This is a genomic window from Roseinatronobacter monicus, assembly GCF_006716865.1.
GTDB classification, from domain to species: Bacteria; Pseudomonadota; Alphaproteobacteria; order Rhodobacterales; family Rhodobacteraceae; genus Roseinatronobacter; species Roseinatronobacter monicus.
On the sequence record NZ_VFPT01000001.1, the window covers coordinates 1,151,608 to 1,167,914 of the forward strand.

Below are 16,307 nucleotides of genomic sequence, written 5' to 3' on the forward strand. Positions count from 1 at the left end.
TCAGCGCATGCGAGTTTCCGTTTTTGGTGCAACCGGCTCTATTGGCGAAAGCACATTCGATCTGCTGTCGCGGCGTGACGATATCGAGACGGTTGCCCTGACTGGTGGGCGCAATGTCACGCGCCTTGCGCAGCAGGCGCGCAGTCTGTCTGCGCAACTGGCAGTGACCGCGCATGATGACTGCTATCTGGCGTTGAAGCAGGCGCTTTCCGGCAGCGGGATCGAGGTCGCGGCAGGCACAGATGCGCTGATCGCTGCGGCGGAACGCCCCACCGACTGGGTTATGTCCGCGATTGTCGGTGCCGCAGGTCTGGCACCGGGGTTCCGCGCCTTGGCGCAGGGTGCGACCTTGGCGCTGGCAAACAAGGAATCGCTGGTGACGGCAGGACCGCTGCTGATGCGCGAAGCGGCACGACACAACGCGCGTATCCTGCCGGTGGATAGCGAGCATTCGGCCGTCTTTCAGGCGCTGACAGGGGAAGATATCACAACCGTAGAGCGGGTGATTATCACCGCATCTGGCGGGCCATTTCGCACTTGGAGCAAGGCGCAATTGGCCGGGGCCAGTCTGGCGCAGGCCGCCAAGCACCCTACATGGGATATGGGCCAGCGCATCACGATTGATTCCGCGACCTTGTTCAACAAGGCGCTAGAGGTTATTGAAACGAGAGAGTATTTCGATCTTCGACCAGAGCAGATTGAAGTGATTGTGCATCCGCAATCTATCATTCACGCGCTGGTCGGGTTTCGGGATGGGGCACTTATGGCGCATCTTGGTGCGCCGGATATGCGCCACGCCATCGGATATGCGCTGAACTGGCCCGAACGCGCGGCCCTGCCAATCGCCCGTCTGGATCTGGCGCAACTGGCGCAACTGAGTTTTGAAGCGCCCGACCCAGACCGCTTTCCTGCCTTGCGCCTTGCGCGCGAAGTTATGGAGCTGCGCGGCCATGCGGGGGCTGCGTTCAATGCCGCAAAAGAAGTGGCGCTGGATGAATTTATTGCGGGGCATATCGGGTTTCAGGACATGGCGCTTCTGGTCGAGCGCACAATTGACAGCCTTTTGTCCAATTCTGGCCTGACTGATGCAGTAGAATCGCTTGAAACCGTGGCGGCCATGAACCAGATGGCAAGGGACATCGCGACCCGCCTTGCATCGCGCATGACGTCATCGGGCGCGTAACACAAAAGGGGACTGAGTTTGGACTTGATCGGGCTGCTGCCGAGTTTCGGGAATTTCTTTTTTACGATCGCCGCTTTTGTTGTTGTGTTGTCGATTATCGTGGCCGTGCATGAATACGGCCATTACATCGTTGGGCGGTGGTCTGGCATCCATGCGGATGTGTTTTCCATCGGGTTTGGCCCTGTGCTGGTCAAGCGCACCGATAAACGCGGCACTGTCTGGCAGGTCGCGGCGGTGCCCTTGGGCGGGTATGTGAAATTCGCGGGCGATGCGGGCGCCACCTCGGGCAAGGATGCCGAAGGCATGTCCGAGATGGACGCGGCGCAACGCCGGCGCACCATGCATGGCGCGCCGCTTTGGGCGCGGGCATCGACAGTCGCCGCTGGCCCGTTTTTCAACTTTATCTTTGCGTTTTTCGTATTCGCTGCCCTCATCATGTATGAAGGCGTGGCGATTGATGAACCTGTCGTGGGAGAGATCACATCGCTTCCCGCCCAGCCGTTTGAATTGGCCGCAGGCGACCGTATTCTGGCGATTGAGGGCACAGAAACCGAAACACTCGCGGATTTCATGCGCAGCGCAGACGAAATGCCCGCGCAAGCTGTCTTGAACTATACAGTCGAGCGGGATGGCCAGGTGATTGATGTGACTGGTCCGCACCCGCAGCCACCCTTGGCAGGCAATGTGGCGATGAAATCGGCAGCGCGCGAAGCGCAAATGCGCCCCGGCGATGTGATTACCGCCATAAATGACACGGACATCGCAACCTTTGCCGAATTGCGCGACATGGTCGCCGCCTCTGGTGGTGCGCCGCTGGATCTGCGTGTCTGGCGCGACGGGCGCGATCTGGAATTGACCATGGTCCCGCGCAGCACCGATTTGCCCCTTGCCGGTGGCGGGTTTGAGACGCGCTATCTGATCGGCCTGACCTCGGGCGCGGTGTTTGAATATGGCACGCGTACCCCCAGCTTGGTCGAGGCATCTGGCATTGCCGCCGCTCAGATCTGGCGTGTTATCCGCACCTCGCTTGAGGGGCTGTATTACATGATTGTCGGCCAGATCAGCACATGCAATCTGTCCAGCCCGATCGGGATTGCCGAAGCCTCTGCTTCAATGGCGAATGACGGGTTGATCGAATTTGTCTGGTTTATCGCGGTCTTGTCGGTGGCGATTGGGTTGCTCAATCTGTTTCCAATACCGCCGCTTGATGGGGGGCATCTGGTGTTTCATGCCTATGAAGCGGTTATGCGCCGCCCCGCCGGGGATAAGGCAATGCAAATCCTGATAACAATCGGCCTTGCGCTGGTGCTGACGCTATTCGCATTCGCCTTGTTCAATGATCTGACCTGCTGATGCCATCATCCTGACGATTGCCTTGGTCGTGCCCCAGTTTTGCCAAAGTTTTGGGTGAAACGGGCGAAAAGGAGTGGATGATGGCTTATATCAGCGACGAAATTCAGAATGTCCGCCTTGTCTGGCTGACCGTGGCAAGCAAGTTCCTTGTGGTTGGGTCAATCATTCTGGGGCTGGCATGTGCCAGCGCCGTTGCCACGATGCTGGGCTATACGCCCGCAGACTTTAACCGCGTGTTCTGATTGCACGCGCGCCAAACGGTTGCGTGCCAACCGGATGCGCGCGCGTTTTTCCAATTGCCGCCTCAGGATCACGCGTGTGAGGTTTAATATGCAACAGGCTGTTTCTGGTGCCAACAATATGGCTTGATTGCTTTGACAACGTCCCGGTTAGCCGATACTCAAAGGAGTATAAAAAAGCGGTAAAACGAGGACAGAAATGCGCGGAATTCACAAGATGCTGCCATCGCGCGACAGGGGTGCGGCACGGCGTCTGCACGTCTTCTCTGCGATGGTTTTTTGTTTGTTTGCATTGGCTAACGCAGCGTTTGTTGCACCTGCTGACGCGCAGACCTATCGGTTCAATACCATCGCCATCGAAGGCAATATCCGCGTGGATGATTCTACGCTGTTTGGCTTGGCCGGTTTCGCGCGTGGCGAGACTGTCAGTGCGGGGCAGTTGAACGCTGCTTATGGAAATATCGCAGCCTCGGGCCTGTTCGAGACTGTAGAGTTCGTGCCGCAGGGCAATACGCTGCTGATCCGGGTCAGCGAATTTCCGATTATTGGCATCGTGAATTTCGAGGGCAACCGCCGTATTGATGATGACGTCATCACCGAATTTGTGCAGACGCGGTCTGGCCGCGTGTTGTCCCCTTCAATGGTTGAAGCGGATGCACGTGCGATTGCGGAACTCTATGCGCAACGCGGGCGCAGTGCTGCCGAAATTACACCGCGCATCATTCCGCGCGGCAACAACCGCGTCGATCTGGCGTTTGAAATTGCCGAAGGCAATGTGGTTGAAATCGAGCGGCTGTCTTTTGTCGGCAACAACGCTTATTCCAGCTACAGGTTGCGGCAGGTTCTGGACACCAAGCAGGCCGGGCTTTTGCGGTGGTTTGTGCAACGTGACACGTTTGTCGCCGAGCGGATTAATCTTGACCGCCAGTTGCTGACAGATTTCTACCTGTCGCGCGGCTATGTCGATTTCGAGATTCTGTCTGTCACATCCGAAATGGCGCGCGAGCGCGATGGCTTTTTCCTGACCTTCAATATCCGCGAAGGGTTGCAGTATCGTTTTGGCAATACCTCGGTCGTCAGCGAAGTCGAAGGGGTTGATGCCACCGATTATGCCGCCGAGTTGCGTTTGCGCCCCGGCACAATCTTCTCCCCCACAGTGCTGGATCAGAACATCGCACGGCTGGAACGCTTGGCCGAACAGCGCGGTCTGCGCTTCATCCGGGCAGAGCCGCGCTTTACACGCGACAACCGCAATCAGGTCATTGATGTGGAATTCGCGCTGGTGCGGGGCGACCGTGTGTTCGTGGAACGCATTGATATTCAGGGCAACACCACAACCCTTGATCGCGTGGTGCGGCGTCAGTTCACATCGGCCGAAGGCGACCCGCTGAACCCGCGCGAAATTCGCGCCGCAGCCGAACGCATCCGCGCTTTGGGTTACTTCTCTGATGTTGATGTTGATACCCGTCAGGGCAGTGGGCCAGATCAGGCGATTGTCGATGTGGAGTTGGAAGAAACCACCACGGGCTCGCTCGGGTTCTCGGTCAGCTATGGTCGGGCACAAGGAGTCGGTTTCGGCATTTCCTTTGCCGAGCAGAACTTCCTTGGGCGCGGTCAGCAGGTGTCGATCAGCTTTAACACGGTCAAAGGGTCACGCGACATTTCGCTGCAATTTGCGGAACCGGCCCTGTTCGGGCGCGACCTGCGCTATTCGCTTGGAATCGGCTATCGTGAAACCAGCTCTTTCTTCTCTGACTTCGACACGCGCGAAGCGTTCCTGAACAACTCCATCGGCTTCCCGATCAGCGAATACGGTCGGCTTCAGTTGCGGCAGGGGTTGGTCGCGGACCGTTTGACAGGGTTGCCGCCGGGCGGATCGCTGAGGCTGCGTGATGACGAGGGCGGTACTGCTGTCACTGGCTCGCTCGGATATACCTATACCTATGACACGCGCCGTGTTGGCCTTGACCCGACGCGCGGTTGGATCTTCTCGATGAGCCAGGACTTCGGCGTCGGGAACCAAAGCCGCCGGTTTGTGAAGTCCGAAGGGCGCGCAGGCTATGAGATGGCGATCTTCAACGAAGATGTCACTTTGCGCGGCGATGCACGCGTTGGCATGTTGCACATGATTGACGGCAACTCTCGCAACCGCGAGCGCTTCCAACTGGCAAATGTCATGCGTGGTTTTGCGCCGGGCGATGCTGGCCCTCGGGATTTTGCTTCGGAGAATGACAGTGTCCTTGGGGGTAACCGGTTTTTCGCAGTGCAACTGGAAGCGCAGTTTCCGCTGGGCACACCTGAAGAATATGGGCTGAGTGGCGGCGTGTTTGCCGACGTCGGGTCCGTCTGGGGTGTGGACAATGTGGGTCGTACCGGAATTACCATGAGCGACGATGACGGTACGGACTATAACAAGATGAACATCCGTGCCGCGCTGGGTGTGTCCCTGTTCTGGGACAGCCCTCTTGGCCCGCTGCGCTTCGATTTCTCGCGTCCGGTGCGCAAGCTGGACCGTGACCGCGCGCAGAATTTCGACTTCTCGATTGTGTCGCAATTCTGATGTTCCGCGCTGCGCTCTGTGCAGCATGTTTGGGGGCGGCGGCATATCTGCCTGCCGCCCCTGTTCATGCCCAACAGTCGCTCGGGTTTTCCTTGGGTGAAACGGTCGGCGATGCACGGACCGCATCAGGGCAGGCCTTGCGCACCATTGATGACGAGCGGCTGTTTCGCGACTCTCAATTCGGGCAGCGCGTGGCCGAGGAAATCGAAACGGCCTCGCGCGCATTGGAAGCAGAGAATGACCAGCTTTTGGAAGAGTTGACCGCCCGCGAAGCCGAATTGACGGAACAGCGCGCCGAGATGACGGTCGAGGCGTTTCGCGCCGCCGCCAACGCCTTTGATGTGCAGGCCGAAGAGGTCCGCCGCAGTCAGGCCGAGAAACGCCAACGCCTTGTGCAGTTCGAGGAGTCCGAGCGGCGCCGGTTTTTCGGAAGCACGACACAAGTCCTGCAAGATGTTCTCGAAAATGTCGGTGGTCAGGTGTTGATCGACGCGCGCGCGGTCATTATCGGGCTGCCGGGCATGGATATGACGGATGACGCGATTGCGGCGATGGATGACGCTATTGGCGATGGCGGTCCGGCGCCGTTTCCTTTGACTCTGCCCTGAGGGGGCACTGCCACCGCTTGCCAGCCTTTGCCCCAGTTGCTAGAGCATCGGCGGCACCGCGCATAAGTTTCGCAAACGCGCACCGCTTCTCTTTATGGCGCAAAGACACGCCAGACGATGGAAAGGACCCCGATGACCAACCCTGTCCCGACCGAGGCCGATCTGGCCACGATCATGAAAATTATCCCGCACCGCTATCCGTTCTTGCTGGTGGACAAGGTGCGCGACGTCGTGGCGCGCGAATCCGCTGTCGGGATCAAGAATGTCACGTTCAACGAGCCGCATTTTCAGGGCCATTTTCCCGGTGCCCCCATCATGCCGGGTGTGACCATCGTTGAGGCGATGGCGCAGACAGCGGCGGTTCTGGTCGGGTTGTCGGTCGGTTTCGGGGATAAGGCGCCGCTGGTGTATTTCATGTCCATCGACAAGGCCAAGTTCCGCCGCAAGGTCGTGCCGGGCGATGTTCTGGAATTGCATGTCACCGTCAAGCGCGGCTCGACCCGGATCTGGAAATTTGAAGGTGTGGCCAAGGTGGATGGTCAGGTTGCCGCCGAAGCGGAATTCGCGGCGATGATCGACGCGTCTGCGCAATCGGCCGGGTGAGTTCCATCATGATTGACCCCAGCGCCGAAATCCACCCGATGGCCGTGGTCGAACCCGGCGCGACAATCGGTGCCGGGTGCACCATTGGACCCTTTGCCATTGTCGGTGCGGATGTGGTGCTGGCCGAGAATGTCACGATCAAGCCTCATGCCCTTGTCACTGGTTGGACCGAGATTGGCGCGGGAACAGTGGTGTTTTCCTTCGCTTCGGTGGGCGAAGTTCCGCAAGATCTGAAATATGCGGGCGAGCGCACACGGCTGATTGTGGGGAAGAACTGCCGCATCCGCGAGAATGCAACCTTGCATCTTGGAACTGCTGCGGGCGGCGGTGTGACGCGTGTGGGGGATGGTTGCCTTGTGATGGCGGGCGCGCATGTGGGCCATGATGCGCAGGTCGGCAATGGTGTGATCTTGGCCAATTACGCCGGTGTCGCGGGCCATGTGAAGATTGAAGATCGGGTGATCGTGGGCGCGTCGGCGGGCCTTCACCAGCATATTCGCGTGGGCGAGGGGGCCATGATCGGGGCGCTGACGCGGGTGACCCATGACGTCATGCCCTTTGGGCTGGTGTCTGGTCCTGATGGCGTTTTGCACGGGCTGAACCTGATCGGGCTGAAGCGGCGGGGCATGTCGCGCGACGATATCGCCGCATTGCGCGCCGCCTATAAGCGCCTTGCCACCGAAGAGGGTGCGCTTGGCGATCTGGCGGCAGCCTTGCAGCGCGATGCCGATTCCGAAGTGGTGGCGCAGGTCGCCCGCTTTTTCACCGGCGAGGCGGGGCGCAACTTCCTGCGCCCGACATGAGTGCGATTGCGCTGATTTCAGGGCGTGGTCGGCTGCCACATCTGCTGGCGGACCGGCTGCACGCTGAGGGGCGCGCGCTGGTTTTGGCTGAGTTGGAGGGGTTTGAAAGCCTGAGCGCCGCGCGCGATGATGTGCTGCGCTTTCGGTTGGAGCGGCTGGTGCCGTTTCTGGACAAGCTGCAAGACCTTGGTGTGACACGGGCGGTTTTCGCAGGTGGTGTGCATCGACCGCGCCTTGACCCCGCCTTGATCGACCCTGCAACAATGCAGCTTTTGCCGCGCATCATGAAAGCTATGGCCAGCGGCGATGATGGCACATTGCGTGAGGTGATTGCGCTTATGGGCGAATGGGGGGTCGAGGTGGTGGGCGCGCAGGATATCTGCCCTGATCTGGTCGCCGCCCCCGCGATCGTTGGCGATGTGCCGCCCAAAGCAGCGGAGAAGCAAGATGCCGCGCGGGGTTTTGAGATTTTGCGCCTGATGGGCGCGGCTGATCTGGGACAGGGCTGTGTGGTTGCGCAGGGTCAGTGTCTGGCGGTTGAGGCGCTGCCGGGAACGGACGCGATGCTGGCGCATCTGGCGGCGTTGCGCACCGATGGGACGGCATTGCCGCAGGGCGGTGTGTTCTGCAAGGCACCCAAGCCGGAACAGGACCGCCGCATTGATCTGCCCGCCCTTGGGCCGGACACGCTGGAGGCCGTGCACCGGGCCGGGCTGCGCGGGATTGCTTTTGAAGCGGGCGGCGTTTTGTTGATCGACCGCGCCGAGATGGTGGCACGCGCCAATGCGCTTGGCCTGTTCCTTTGGGCGCGGGAGGGCGCGTGAAGGTTTTTGTCATCGCGGGCGAGCCGTCGGGCGACAAGCTTGGCGCGGCTGTGGTGGCGGGTTTGACGGAACTTACGCCCGGTGTTCAGTTTAGCGGTGTCGGCGGTGAGGCGATGCAGGCCGAAGGGCTGATATCGCTTTTTCCTATGGCAGACCTGTCGGTGATGGGCTTGGCCGAAGTTTTGCCGCGCATTCGCCTGTTGCGCCAGCGAATCGCCCAGACCGCAGCGGCCATTGCGGCGCAAAAGCCTGATCTGGTCCTGACCATCGACAGCCCTGACTTCTGCCTGCGCGTGCTGCGTCTGGCCCGCAAGGTGCGGCCAGATCTGCCGGTTGTGCATTATGTCGCCCCGTCTGTCTGGGCGTGGCGTCCGGGGCGGGCGGCGCGTATGGCGCCATTGGTCGATCATGTGCTGGCGCTATTGCCGTTCGAGCCGCCCTATATGCAGGCCGCTGGCATTAGTTGCGATTTCGTAGGCCATCCGGTGGTGGCCGAGGCGCGCGCCTCAGAGGGTGAAGTCGCGGCCCTGAGCGACCGCTTCCACGGCCGCATTGTCCTTGCCTTGCCCGGCTCGCGGCGGGGCGAGATTGCGCGCCACGGCCCCCGGTTCGGTGCGGCCCTTGCGCAAGCCTTGCCTGAAGGGGCGCAGGTGTTGGTCCCGTCTGTCACATCGCAGGCTGAGGTGATGCGCGCCGAGGTCGCGCGCTGGCCTGTTCGGGCGCATGTGCTGACCGATCCCGCCCAGAAACGCGCCGCCTTTGCTGCGGCGGAAGTGGCACTGGCGGCATCGGGCACCGTCTCGCTGGAACTGGCCGCCAATGACACCCCCATGATCATCGCTTATGATCTGAACCCGCTGACGCGGTTTCTGGCGCAGCGGCTTATCCGGCTGGATACGGTGACATTGGTCAATCTGGTGTCCGAGACGCGCGCGATCCCCGAATTTCTTGGCCACGACTGTGTGCCCGACAAGATCGGCGCTGCGCTGAAAACCCTGATCGACAGCGCACAGGCGCGTGCCGCGCAGCGTCAGGCAATGCAGCAGACGATGCTTCGGCTTGGCCTGGGGGGAGAGGCACCGGGGCTGCGTGCTGCGCGCTCAATACTGGGGTTCATGGCTTTGCGAGCGGGTGAAAATCCAACACCAGCGACCTGAGCCGTTCTTCCAGAACATGCGTATAGATTTCGGTGGTCGACACATCGGCATGGCCCAAAAGCGTCTGGATCGCGCGCAGATCTGCCCCACCCGCCAGCAGATGCGTTGCAAAGGCGTGGCGCAGCACATGCGGGCTGATGCGGGCTGGGTCCAGCCCGGCATTCAGTGCGATGTCCTTCAGGATCAGATAAAATCCGACGCGGCTCAGATGTCCTTCGCGCCCGGTTGAGGGGAACAAATAGCGCGGCTCTGGCAGGCGTTTTGCGCGCAATTCCGAGGCATTTGCATCCCAGTCCCGCAACCATGCGATCAGGGCTGCGCGCGCGGGGTCTGACAGTGGCACCATGCGTTCCTTGTCGCCCTTGCCGCGCACCAGAATCATGCGCGGATCGCCCCGCACGGCCACTACGGGCAAACTGACCAGTTCGGTAACACGCAGCCCCGTCGCATACAGTAATTCCAGCAAGCAGGTGTTGCGCAGACGGTCACGCGCACTGCGCCCTGTCTGGGGTGCGGCGCGCAGTAGCGCGCCCACGTCATCTGTGCTGAGGGTCACAGGCAGTTTTTTAGACTTTCCCGGCCCGGCGATTCGGCTGGCCGGATCATCGCTGCGCCATCCTTCGGCATAGGCAAAGCGGAACAACTGTCGGATAGATGCGAGGCGGCGCGCGCGGGTGGCCTGTGCCAGCCCTTGCGCGTCACAATGGATCAGGTAGCGCTCGATCTCTGCGCGGGTGATGTGCGGGAAGCTGAGCGCTTGCCTGCTGCACCATTCCCCGAAATCGCGCAGGTCGCGGGCATAGGCCAGTTGTGTGTTGCGCGCAGAGCCTTGCTCGGCGGCATGGGCGTCCAGAAACGTTGATATCCAGCGCAAGCTGTCCTGTCCCGCAAGCTGCGTCATCCGCGTCGGTCCAAAAGCAGTAACTCTATAGCGATCTGGCGGGCAACCGCGTCCAGCCCAAGTGCATTCAGGCGTTGCAGGCCCAATGTAGCGGCATGCAAGTCGCCCGCCGCCCCATCTGCCACTTGTTCTAACGCACCCAACAGCACCAGACCGACAGCGCCATCGTCCAGCAATTCCTGCACCTGCGCGGGCAGTGCGGCATCCTCGAATGCGGCGTGAACAGCACCTGCCATCGACGGGTTGGACAATTGCGGCAGGGGTGCCCCTTCGGCCAGCGCCATGATGAAGCGGCCCTGCGCTGTGTCGGGTGCAAGTTCCGCTGCACGATCCAGCCGCTCTTGCGACAACAGCAATATCTTCCACAAGATATTTGCCGCAGATCCCGACGCCGGGATGTCGGCCAGCGCATCGGCATACATTTGTGCAAAGGCCGCTTCCAGTTCCACTGCTGCAAAGAGGGGCCACGCCTCTGTCAGTGCGCTGCCAATTGCTGCGACATCGCCTTGTTGCACGGCCCGATCCAGCCTTTGAACAACGCGCACGCGTTCCCACAACCCGCCAGATGCCGCCGCGCGGCGCTGTGTGTACAGGCCCAACAGTTGGTTGGGTTGCAAGACACCGGCGCGGGTCAGTCGTTCAGCCGCGTCAAGCTGTGATCGCCAGCCAGCGGTGCCGCGCAGATCGGCATGGGCGTAGGCGACAGGCAAGCTTGCGGTTGTGACCGGATCACCAAGCGCTTCCATGATGCGCCAGCCAAGTGGCGTGATCTGATGGGGCGGTGTGACCTGACCTTCGCGCTCTTCCTCCTCCAGAAAGCGGGTCAGCAATGCCGCTTCGGCGTCATCCAGCAGGCCAAGGCTGCGGCTTGCCTGAAGGCTGCCAAAGGCGGCTTGCCAATTGCCGCGCCGCGCTGTGCAAAATATCTGCGGCGAATGGCTGTGAGAGGCCGCGATCTGGCCGCTCATATAGGCGCAGGCGCTATCTTCTTCGCCCAGCAACAGTGCTATGTCGAAGGCGCGCGCATTCAACACTGCGCTTTGTTCAGGGGCTGCGGCAATCAACTGGCCTGCCTGTTGCAGCGCACCAAGTTCAACCAGCTTGTCGACCCGCGCCAGCAAAACGGCCCCTCGCGTCTCTGGGATGTTTTGCATCGGGGGGGCAAATTCGGCCATAAGCAGGCGCAGCGACAGGCGCGCCGCAGCTGGCATCGTGTCGGCAGGCAAGCTGACAAGCGCCGCGATAATCTCTGCCGGGGGGGTCGGCCCCCACAGGGCACGCGGCAGGCCGATGCGTTCGGCGGTGAACAACCCTGTCGTTTCCTGCTCGGTGCGGCCAAGCGGGACAGTGGATATTTCTTCGAATTGCGGATCGGGCAAGACGGCGATGGTGGTGTCTGGCTCTGCGGGTTGCGGTGGGGCCGTCGGTTGGGGCAGGGGGGCTGTCATCGCCTGCTCAAGCCAGTCAATCGCACTTAGGGGCGCGCCGCTATCTTGCGCATGCGCCGCCCCGCCGCCAAATAGCGCGACGCTCAAGCCAAAGGCCGCGTATATGGAGGCGTGCGGAGTCAATTCACTTCCAGCGTTACGGGCGTCTCGCTGGTCGAGCGCTGTGGGCTAAGATCACCCACATAGGAATAAGCAACAACCGCAACAGCGGCTAGTACAACCAGCATGAGCAAGAAACGGAAGATATAGCGCATTAGGGCCTGCCTTTCTGAATACATACCCCTTCTTGAAGCAACGCGCCTCTGGGGGTTTACCGGTCGACATTGACGCAATATCACGACAATAAACAGACACGCCACGAAAACTTGAAAACGTGAACGACGGGGAGCGCGGAACAGCCATGAAACTGCACAAGACAGTCGTGCTTGTCGGCATGATGGGGGCAGGCAAGACGGCTGTCGGCAAAGAACTGGCGCGTATGGTGTCGGCACCGTTCCTTGATTCGGACGAAGCGATCGTTGCCGCCGCCGCGATGCCCATCGCCGAGATATTCGAGCGCGACGGAGAAGAGTTTTTCCGCGCCCGCGAGGCCGAGGTGATTGCGCGCCTGTTGCGGGGCAGGCCTGCTATTCTGTCTGTGGGGGGCGGGGCGTTTTTGCGCGCAACGACACGCGAGTTGATTTCGGAACTGGGCGTGTCAGTGTGGCTGAAGGCAGACCTTGAACTGCTCTGGGCGCGGGTGCGCCAGAAGACGACACGCCCCTTGCTGATGACACCAGACCCGCGCGCGACCCTTGCCGGACTGCTCGCCGAGCGAGAGCCTGTTTATGCCAAGGCGGATCTGGTGGTTGAAACGCTGCCCGCCTATGCGATTGCGGACACAGCGCGCGCGGTGCTGATGAAGCTGGCCACACGTGCGGATGTTATAGAAGGTGTATCGACATGACGCAGATTGACCGGGTGCATGTGGCGCTGGGTGCGCGCGCCTATGATGTGGTGATCGGACAAGGTTTGCTGGCGCAATCGGGTGCATTGATGGCACCGTTACTGGCGCGCCCGCGCGTGGCGGTGCTGACCGAAAGCCGCGTTGCCGCCTTGCATCTGGCAGGGTTGCAGGCGGGGTTGGCGGCGCAGGACATCACCACTGCGGCCCATGCCCTTGCACCGGGCGAGGCAACCAAGGGTTGGGACGGATTGCGCGATTCGGTGGAATGGTTGCTGGATGAAAAGGTCGAGCGGCGCGATGTTGTGGTGGCCTTGGGGGGCGGTGTAATCGGCGATCTGGGCGGGTTCGCGGCGGCGGTGTTGCGTCGGGGCGTGCGCTTCGTGCAGGTGCCGACATCGCTTCTGGCGCAAGTGGACAGCTCTGTCGGCGGCAAGACCGGTATCAACACCCGTCATGGCAAAAACCTCGTGGGCGCATTTCATCAACCCAGTCTGGTGCTGGCCGATATTGATCTGCTCGACAGCCTGCCGAAGCGGGATTTTCTGGCAGGCTACGGCGAAGTCGTGAAATACGGGCTGTTGGGGGATGCAGCGTTTTTCGAGTGGCTCGAGGTGAATGGCCCCGCCTTGGCGCAAGGTGACAAGGATTTGCGCCACTATGCCGTGCGCCGCTCTGTCCAGATGAAGGCCGATATCGTCGCGCGCGATGAAACGGAACAGGGCGAGCGCGCGCTCTTGAACCTTGGACACACGTTTTGCCATGCGCTTGAGGCCGCGACCGGCTATTCCGACCGGCTGTTGCATGGCGAGGGTGTGGCGATTGGCTGCGCGCTGGCCTATGAAGTGTCGGCCCGGATGGGGCTGTGCGCACAGGAAACGCCCAGCCGCGTGCGCGCGCATCTGCGCGCAATGGGTATGGCGACCGATCTGGCCGATATTCCCGGCGATCTGCCGGGGGCAGAGGCGCTGGTTGCGCTGATGGCGCAGGACAAGAAGGTGCAGGACGGGCGTTTGCGGTTCATATTGGCACGCGGCATTGGCGAGGCGTTTGTCTGTGATGATGTACCGGGGGATTTGTTGCGCGACCTGCTGACCGAAGCACTCGCCGGCGAAAACTGAAAAAAAGGGGCCAAAACGGCCCCTTTCGCTATCATTTTAACCGATATTCTTGCGTGTTGCGCATTCGTGTGACGTGTCACACGCGCTCGACAGTGACCTTACCTGCGTCAAAAGCCAGATAATCTCGCACTTGCGCCGCCTCGTCGGTGGGCGCGGTCAGGCTATAGGCCGCATTCTGAATCACACCTTCCGGGCTTGAGACATGGAAATGCACCCCTGTCCCGCGATCATCGCAGATGAACGGCCGGTCCGAGGTGTCGAGCACCGCCGCTGCGATATCTTCGCGCGGAAAGTAAATGACGAACGCGTAGTCGCGCTGCAACAGCTCCAGCGCTTGTGTGCTTTCACCAATAACCGCCCCGTTGGCGCGAACAACCCATTTGCCCACGGCTGGATATATCCTGACATTGCTCATCTCGCTTCATTCCTCTCGGTTATCGGTTCGCGGCACCATTGCAGGCTTTGCACCCAAAGGGAAAGCGGGCAAAAGAGCGCAAGCTTCGCGGTTATATCGGTTTACATGCTTCTTGCAGCCAAACGGACGTAGTGGCACACACCAAAGGCAGCAGCAAGGTTGCCACGCGGCTGTGATAGGCGTCAAGCCATGCACGCTCATCTGCACTCAGCATGCTAACCTGAACCAACCGCCGGTCAATGGGCGCAAGGGTCAGGGTTTCAAATTCCAGCCAGTCACGGTCATCGCCCCCTTTGGGTGCCGCACCCTTGCGCACGGCGACCAAGTTCTCGATCCGTATGCCGAACTCGCCTTCGCGGTAATAGCCCGGTTCATTGGACAGAATCATCCCCTCCTTCAAGGGCACTGTGCCCGCGCGTGACAAGCGCTGTGGCCCTTCATGAACCGACAGAAAGGCACCGACACCGTGCCCTGTGCCATGGTCGTAATCTTGACCTGCCAGCCACAAGGGGTAGCGTGCCAGCGAATCCAAGTGACTGCCCGCCACACCGCGCGGAAAACGCGCCCGCGATATGGCGATCATGCCTTGCAGCACGCGGGTAAAACACTCCACCTCGCGCGTGCCGACTGGGCCTATGGCGATGGTGCGCGTGATGTCGGTGGTCCCGTCCAGATACTGGCCGCCAGAATCAACCAGCATCAGATCGCCGGGCAGCAAGCGGCGGTTGGTGTCTTCGGTCACGCGGTAATGCACGATTGCACCATTAGGGCCAGAGCCCGCGATGGTATCGAAACTTATATCCTCTAGCGCGCCGGTGTCGGCGCGGAATTGTTCCAGTGCGCGCGCGATGTCGATTTCGGTCAGCGCGTGGTCGGGTTGCGCCAGCATTTCAGCGGCCTGCCCATCCAGCCAGCACAGAAACTCGGCCATCGCAGCCCCGTCGCGCAGATGGGCTGCGCGCGCACTTGCCAACTCGGCCTCTGACTTGCGGGCCTTGGGCATCAGGCAGGGGTCTTGCGCGAAAGCAATCTCGATGCTGGATTCGCGCAACAGATCAACAATCGCCACAGGCACAGTGGACTTGTCCAGCCGGACCGGGCTGGATAGGGTGCGCAGCGCGGGGGCGAATGCCTCGGCGGGGCGAATATGCACACCACTGTCCCATTCCAGCGCCTCACATTTGGAGGGCGCGGTGAACAGATCGACACGGCCATCATCATGAACAATCGCAAAGCCCTGCATGACAGGCAGGCGTGGCAGATCGGCCCCGCGGATGTTGAGCAGCCAGCAAATGCTGTCAGGCTGCGTCAGAACCGCCGCACGCTGGCCGTCGCTGGCCAAGGCCTTTGCCAAATTGGCGCGCTTTTCCTGCGACGAGTTGCCTGCCAGAGCATTCGGGTAGCGCCGGGCAGGGGCCATGGGTGCCGCCGGACGATCCGTCCACAGCGGGTCGATCTGATTGGTCATGCGGCGCAGCGTGATCCCGCTGCCTTTCAGCCCGTCTTGCAGCGCTTCAATCTCGCTAGGGGTGTGCAGCCACGGGTCAAAGCCGATTTCCGCCCCCTCAGGGCACGCGTCGCGCAGCCAATTGGCGGGCAAAGTCTCGGGCCAGTTCACGGGCGTAAACTCTGACGCACATTGGAGCCGCGCTTGCACCCTGTAGCGCCCATCCACAAACAGACCGGCGCGATCTTGCAGCACGATGCAGAACCCCGCTGACCCGGTAAAGCCTGTCAGCCAAGCCAACCGCTCGTCACAGGCGGCGACATATTCGCCCTGATGCGCATCGGCGCGGGGCAAAAGATAGCCATCGCCCCCTTCCGCCTGCAAGCGCGCGCGCAATGCAGCCAAACGGGGCGGGCCGTCTTGTGGCCGGGTAGAGGCAGTAAAGGTCTGGAACATAGGGTGTCCTTGGCAATCAGGGCAACGCGTCGTCAGTGGTAATCAGGGGCAAGTCATTGGTCAATGGCGTGGGGCGCGATACAAGCCATCGTCGTGTGCGGCGCTGTGCAGATGGTAATGCCCCTGCCAGTAAGCTATTCTAAGAACATGTGAGGGCAAACCCGCTTGACGTTCCCCAAGGCAGATAGATGTTTTCAGGTGGCACTTTCTTAAACTTTTGCCCTGCGCGCGGATAACGTGTGGGGC

General features: G+C 61.1%; 16 protein-coding genes. 11 read left to right on the top strand and 5 right to left on the bottom strand.

Annotated features, from left to right (window positions below):
• Window positions 1-7: 7 nt before the first annotated feature.
• The 9 genes from dxr to lpxB all read left to right on the top strand — a co-directional run bounded on the left by dxr (window position 8) and on the right by lpxB (window position 9,330).
• Window positions 8-1,183: a 1-deoxy-D-xylulose-5-phosphate reductoisomerase gene (dxr, locus tag BD293_RS05325; RefSeq protein WP_142080189.1), complete on the top strand. Its 1,176-nt coding sequence runs from the start codon at window positions 8-10 to the stop codon at window positions 1,181-1,183.
• A gap of 18 nt (window positions 1,184-1,201) precedes the next feature.
• Complete coding sequence (gene rseP, locus BD293_RS05330) at window positions 1,202-2,536, top strand: RIP metalloprotease RseP (protein WP_142080190.1); 1,335 nt, start codon at window positions 1,202-1,204, stop codon at window positions 2,534-2,536.
• Window positions 2,537-2,613: 77 nt separating this feature from the next.
• Complete coding sequence (locus tag BD293_RS22630) at window positions 2,614-2,778, top strand: hypothetical protein (RefSeq protein ID WP_170207065.1); 165 nt, start codon at window positions 2,614-2,616, stop codon at window positions 2,776-2,778.
• Window positions 2,779-3,058: 280 nt separating this feature from the next.
• Entirely contained in the window at window positions 3,059-5,335 is a 2,277-nt protein-coding gene (bamA, locus tag BD293_RS05335; RefSeq protein ID WP_246086222.1) for an outer membrane protein assembly factor BamA, read from the top strand.
• The gene (locus BD293_RS05340) at window positions 5,335-5,943 is read left to right on the top strand and encodes an OmpH/Skp family outer membrane protein (protein WP_142080191.1); all 609 of its coding nucleotides are present in this window, start codon (window positions 5,335-5,337) and stop codon (window positions 5,941-5,943) included. Before bamA ends, BD293_RS05340 begins: the two co-directional genes overlap by 1 nt.
• Before the next feature lie 132 nt (window positions 5,944-6,075).
• The gene (fabZ, locus tag BD293_RS05345; protein WP_142080192.1) at window positions 6,076-6,546 is read left to right on the top strand and encodes a 3-hydroxyacyl-ACP dehydratase FabZ; all 471 of its coding nucleotides are present in this window, start codon (window positions 6,076-6,078) and stop codon (window positions 6,544-6,546) included.
• A gap of 8 nt (window positions 6,547-6,554) precedes the next feature.
• The gene (lpxA, locus tag BD293_RS05350) at window positions 6,555-7,349 is read left to right on the top strand and encodes an acyl-ACP--UDP-N-acetylglucosamine O-acyltransferase (protein ID WP_142080193.1); all 795 of its coding nucleotides are present in this window, start codon (window positions 6,555-6,557) and stop codon (window positions 7,347-7,349) included.
• Window positions 7,346-8,173 carry an LpxI family protein gene (locus BD293_RS05355; RefSeq protein ID WP_142080194.1) on the top strand — a complete coding sequence of 276 codons (828 nt, stop codon included), beginning with the start codon at window positions 7,346-7,348 and terminating at the stop codon, window positions 8,171-8,173. Before lpxA ends, BD293_RS05355 begins: the two co-directional genes overlap by 4 nt.
• Entirely contained in the window at window positions 8,170-9,330 is a 1,161-nt protein-coding gene (gene lpxB / locus BD293_RS05360) for a lipid-A-disaccharide synthase (RefSeq protein ID WP_142080195.1), read from the top strand. The genes BD293_RS05355 and lpxB overlap by 4 nt, the downstream gene beginning before the upstream one ends.
• Here the strand turns inward: lpxB and BD293_RS05365 are convergent.
• Genes BD293_RS05365 through BD293_RS23340 form a run of 3 tightly spaced genes read right to left on the bottom strand, consistent with a single transcriptional unit; the run spans window position 9,287 to window position 11,933 of the window.
• On the bottom strand, window positions 9,287-10,231 hold the full coding sequence (locus BD293_RS05365; RefSeq protein WP_142080196.1) for a site-specific tyrosine recombinase XerD: 945 nt from the start codon (window positions 10,229-10,231) through the stop codon (window positions 9,287-9,289). The two genes, lpxB and BD293_RS05365, sit on opposite strands and share 44 nt — an antisense overlap.
• Window positions 10,228-11,766: a hypothetical protein gene (locus BD293_RS05370; protein ID WP_142080197.1), complete on the bottom strand. Its 1,539-nt coding sequence runs from the start codon at window positions 11,764-11,766 to the stop codon at window positions 10,228-10,230. The genes BD293_RS05365 and BD293_RS05370 overlap by 4 nt, the downstream gene beginning before the upstream one ends.
• A gap of 32 nt (window positions 11,767-11,798) precedes the next feature.
• The gene (locus BD293_RS23340) at window positions 11,799-11,933 is read right to left on the bottom strand and encodes a hypothetical protein (protein ID WP_281286619.1); all 135 of its coding nucleotides are present in this window, start codon (window positions 11,931-11,933) and stop codon (window positions 11,799-11,801) included.
• Window positions 11,934-12,052: 119 nt separating this feature from the next.
• On the opposite strand from BD293_RS23340, the gene BD293_RS05375 reads away from it, so the two are divergent.
• Complete coding sequence (locus tag BD293_RS05375; protein ID WP_281286620.1) at window positions 12,053-12,625, top strand: shikimate kinase; 573 nt, start codon at window positions 12,053-12,055, stop codon at window positions 12,623-12,625.
• Window positions 12,622-13,743 (top strand): 3-dehydroquinate synthase, encoded by a 1,122-nt coding sequence (aroB, locus tag BD293_RS05380; RefSeq protein ID WP_142080199.1) that lies wholly within the window; start codon window positions 12,622-12,624, stop codon window positions 13,741-13,743. The genes BD293_RS05375 and aroB overlap by 4 nt, the downstream gene beginning before the upstream one ends.
• A 76-nt stretch (window positions 13,744-13,819) precedes the next feature.
• Here aroB and BD293_RS05385 read toward each other — a convergent pair whose 3' ends face one another.
• Both BD293_RS05385 and BD293_RS05390 read right to left on the bottom strand, forming a co-directional pair.
• Complete coding sequence (locus tag BD293_RS05385; RefSeq protein WP_142080200.1) at window positions 13,820-14,158, bottom strand: DUF427 domain-containing protein; 339 nt, start codon at window positions 14,156-14,158, stop codon at window positions 13,820-13,822.
• A gap of 91 nt (window positions 14,159-14,249) precedes the next feature.
• Complete coding sequence (locus tag BD293_RS05390) at window positions 14,250-16,061, bottom strand: aminopeptidase P family protein (RefSeq protein ID WP_142080201.1); 1,812 nt, start codon at window positions 16,059-16,061, stop codon at window positions 14,250-14,252.
• Window positions 16,062-16,307: the final 246 nt, after the last annotated feature.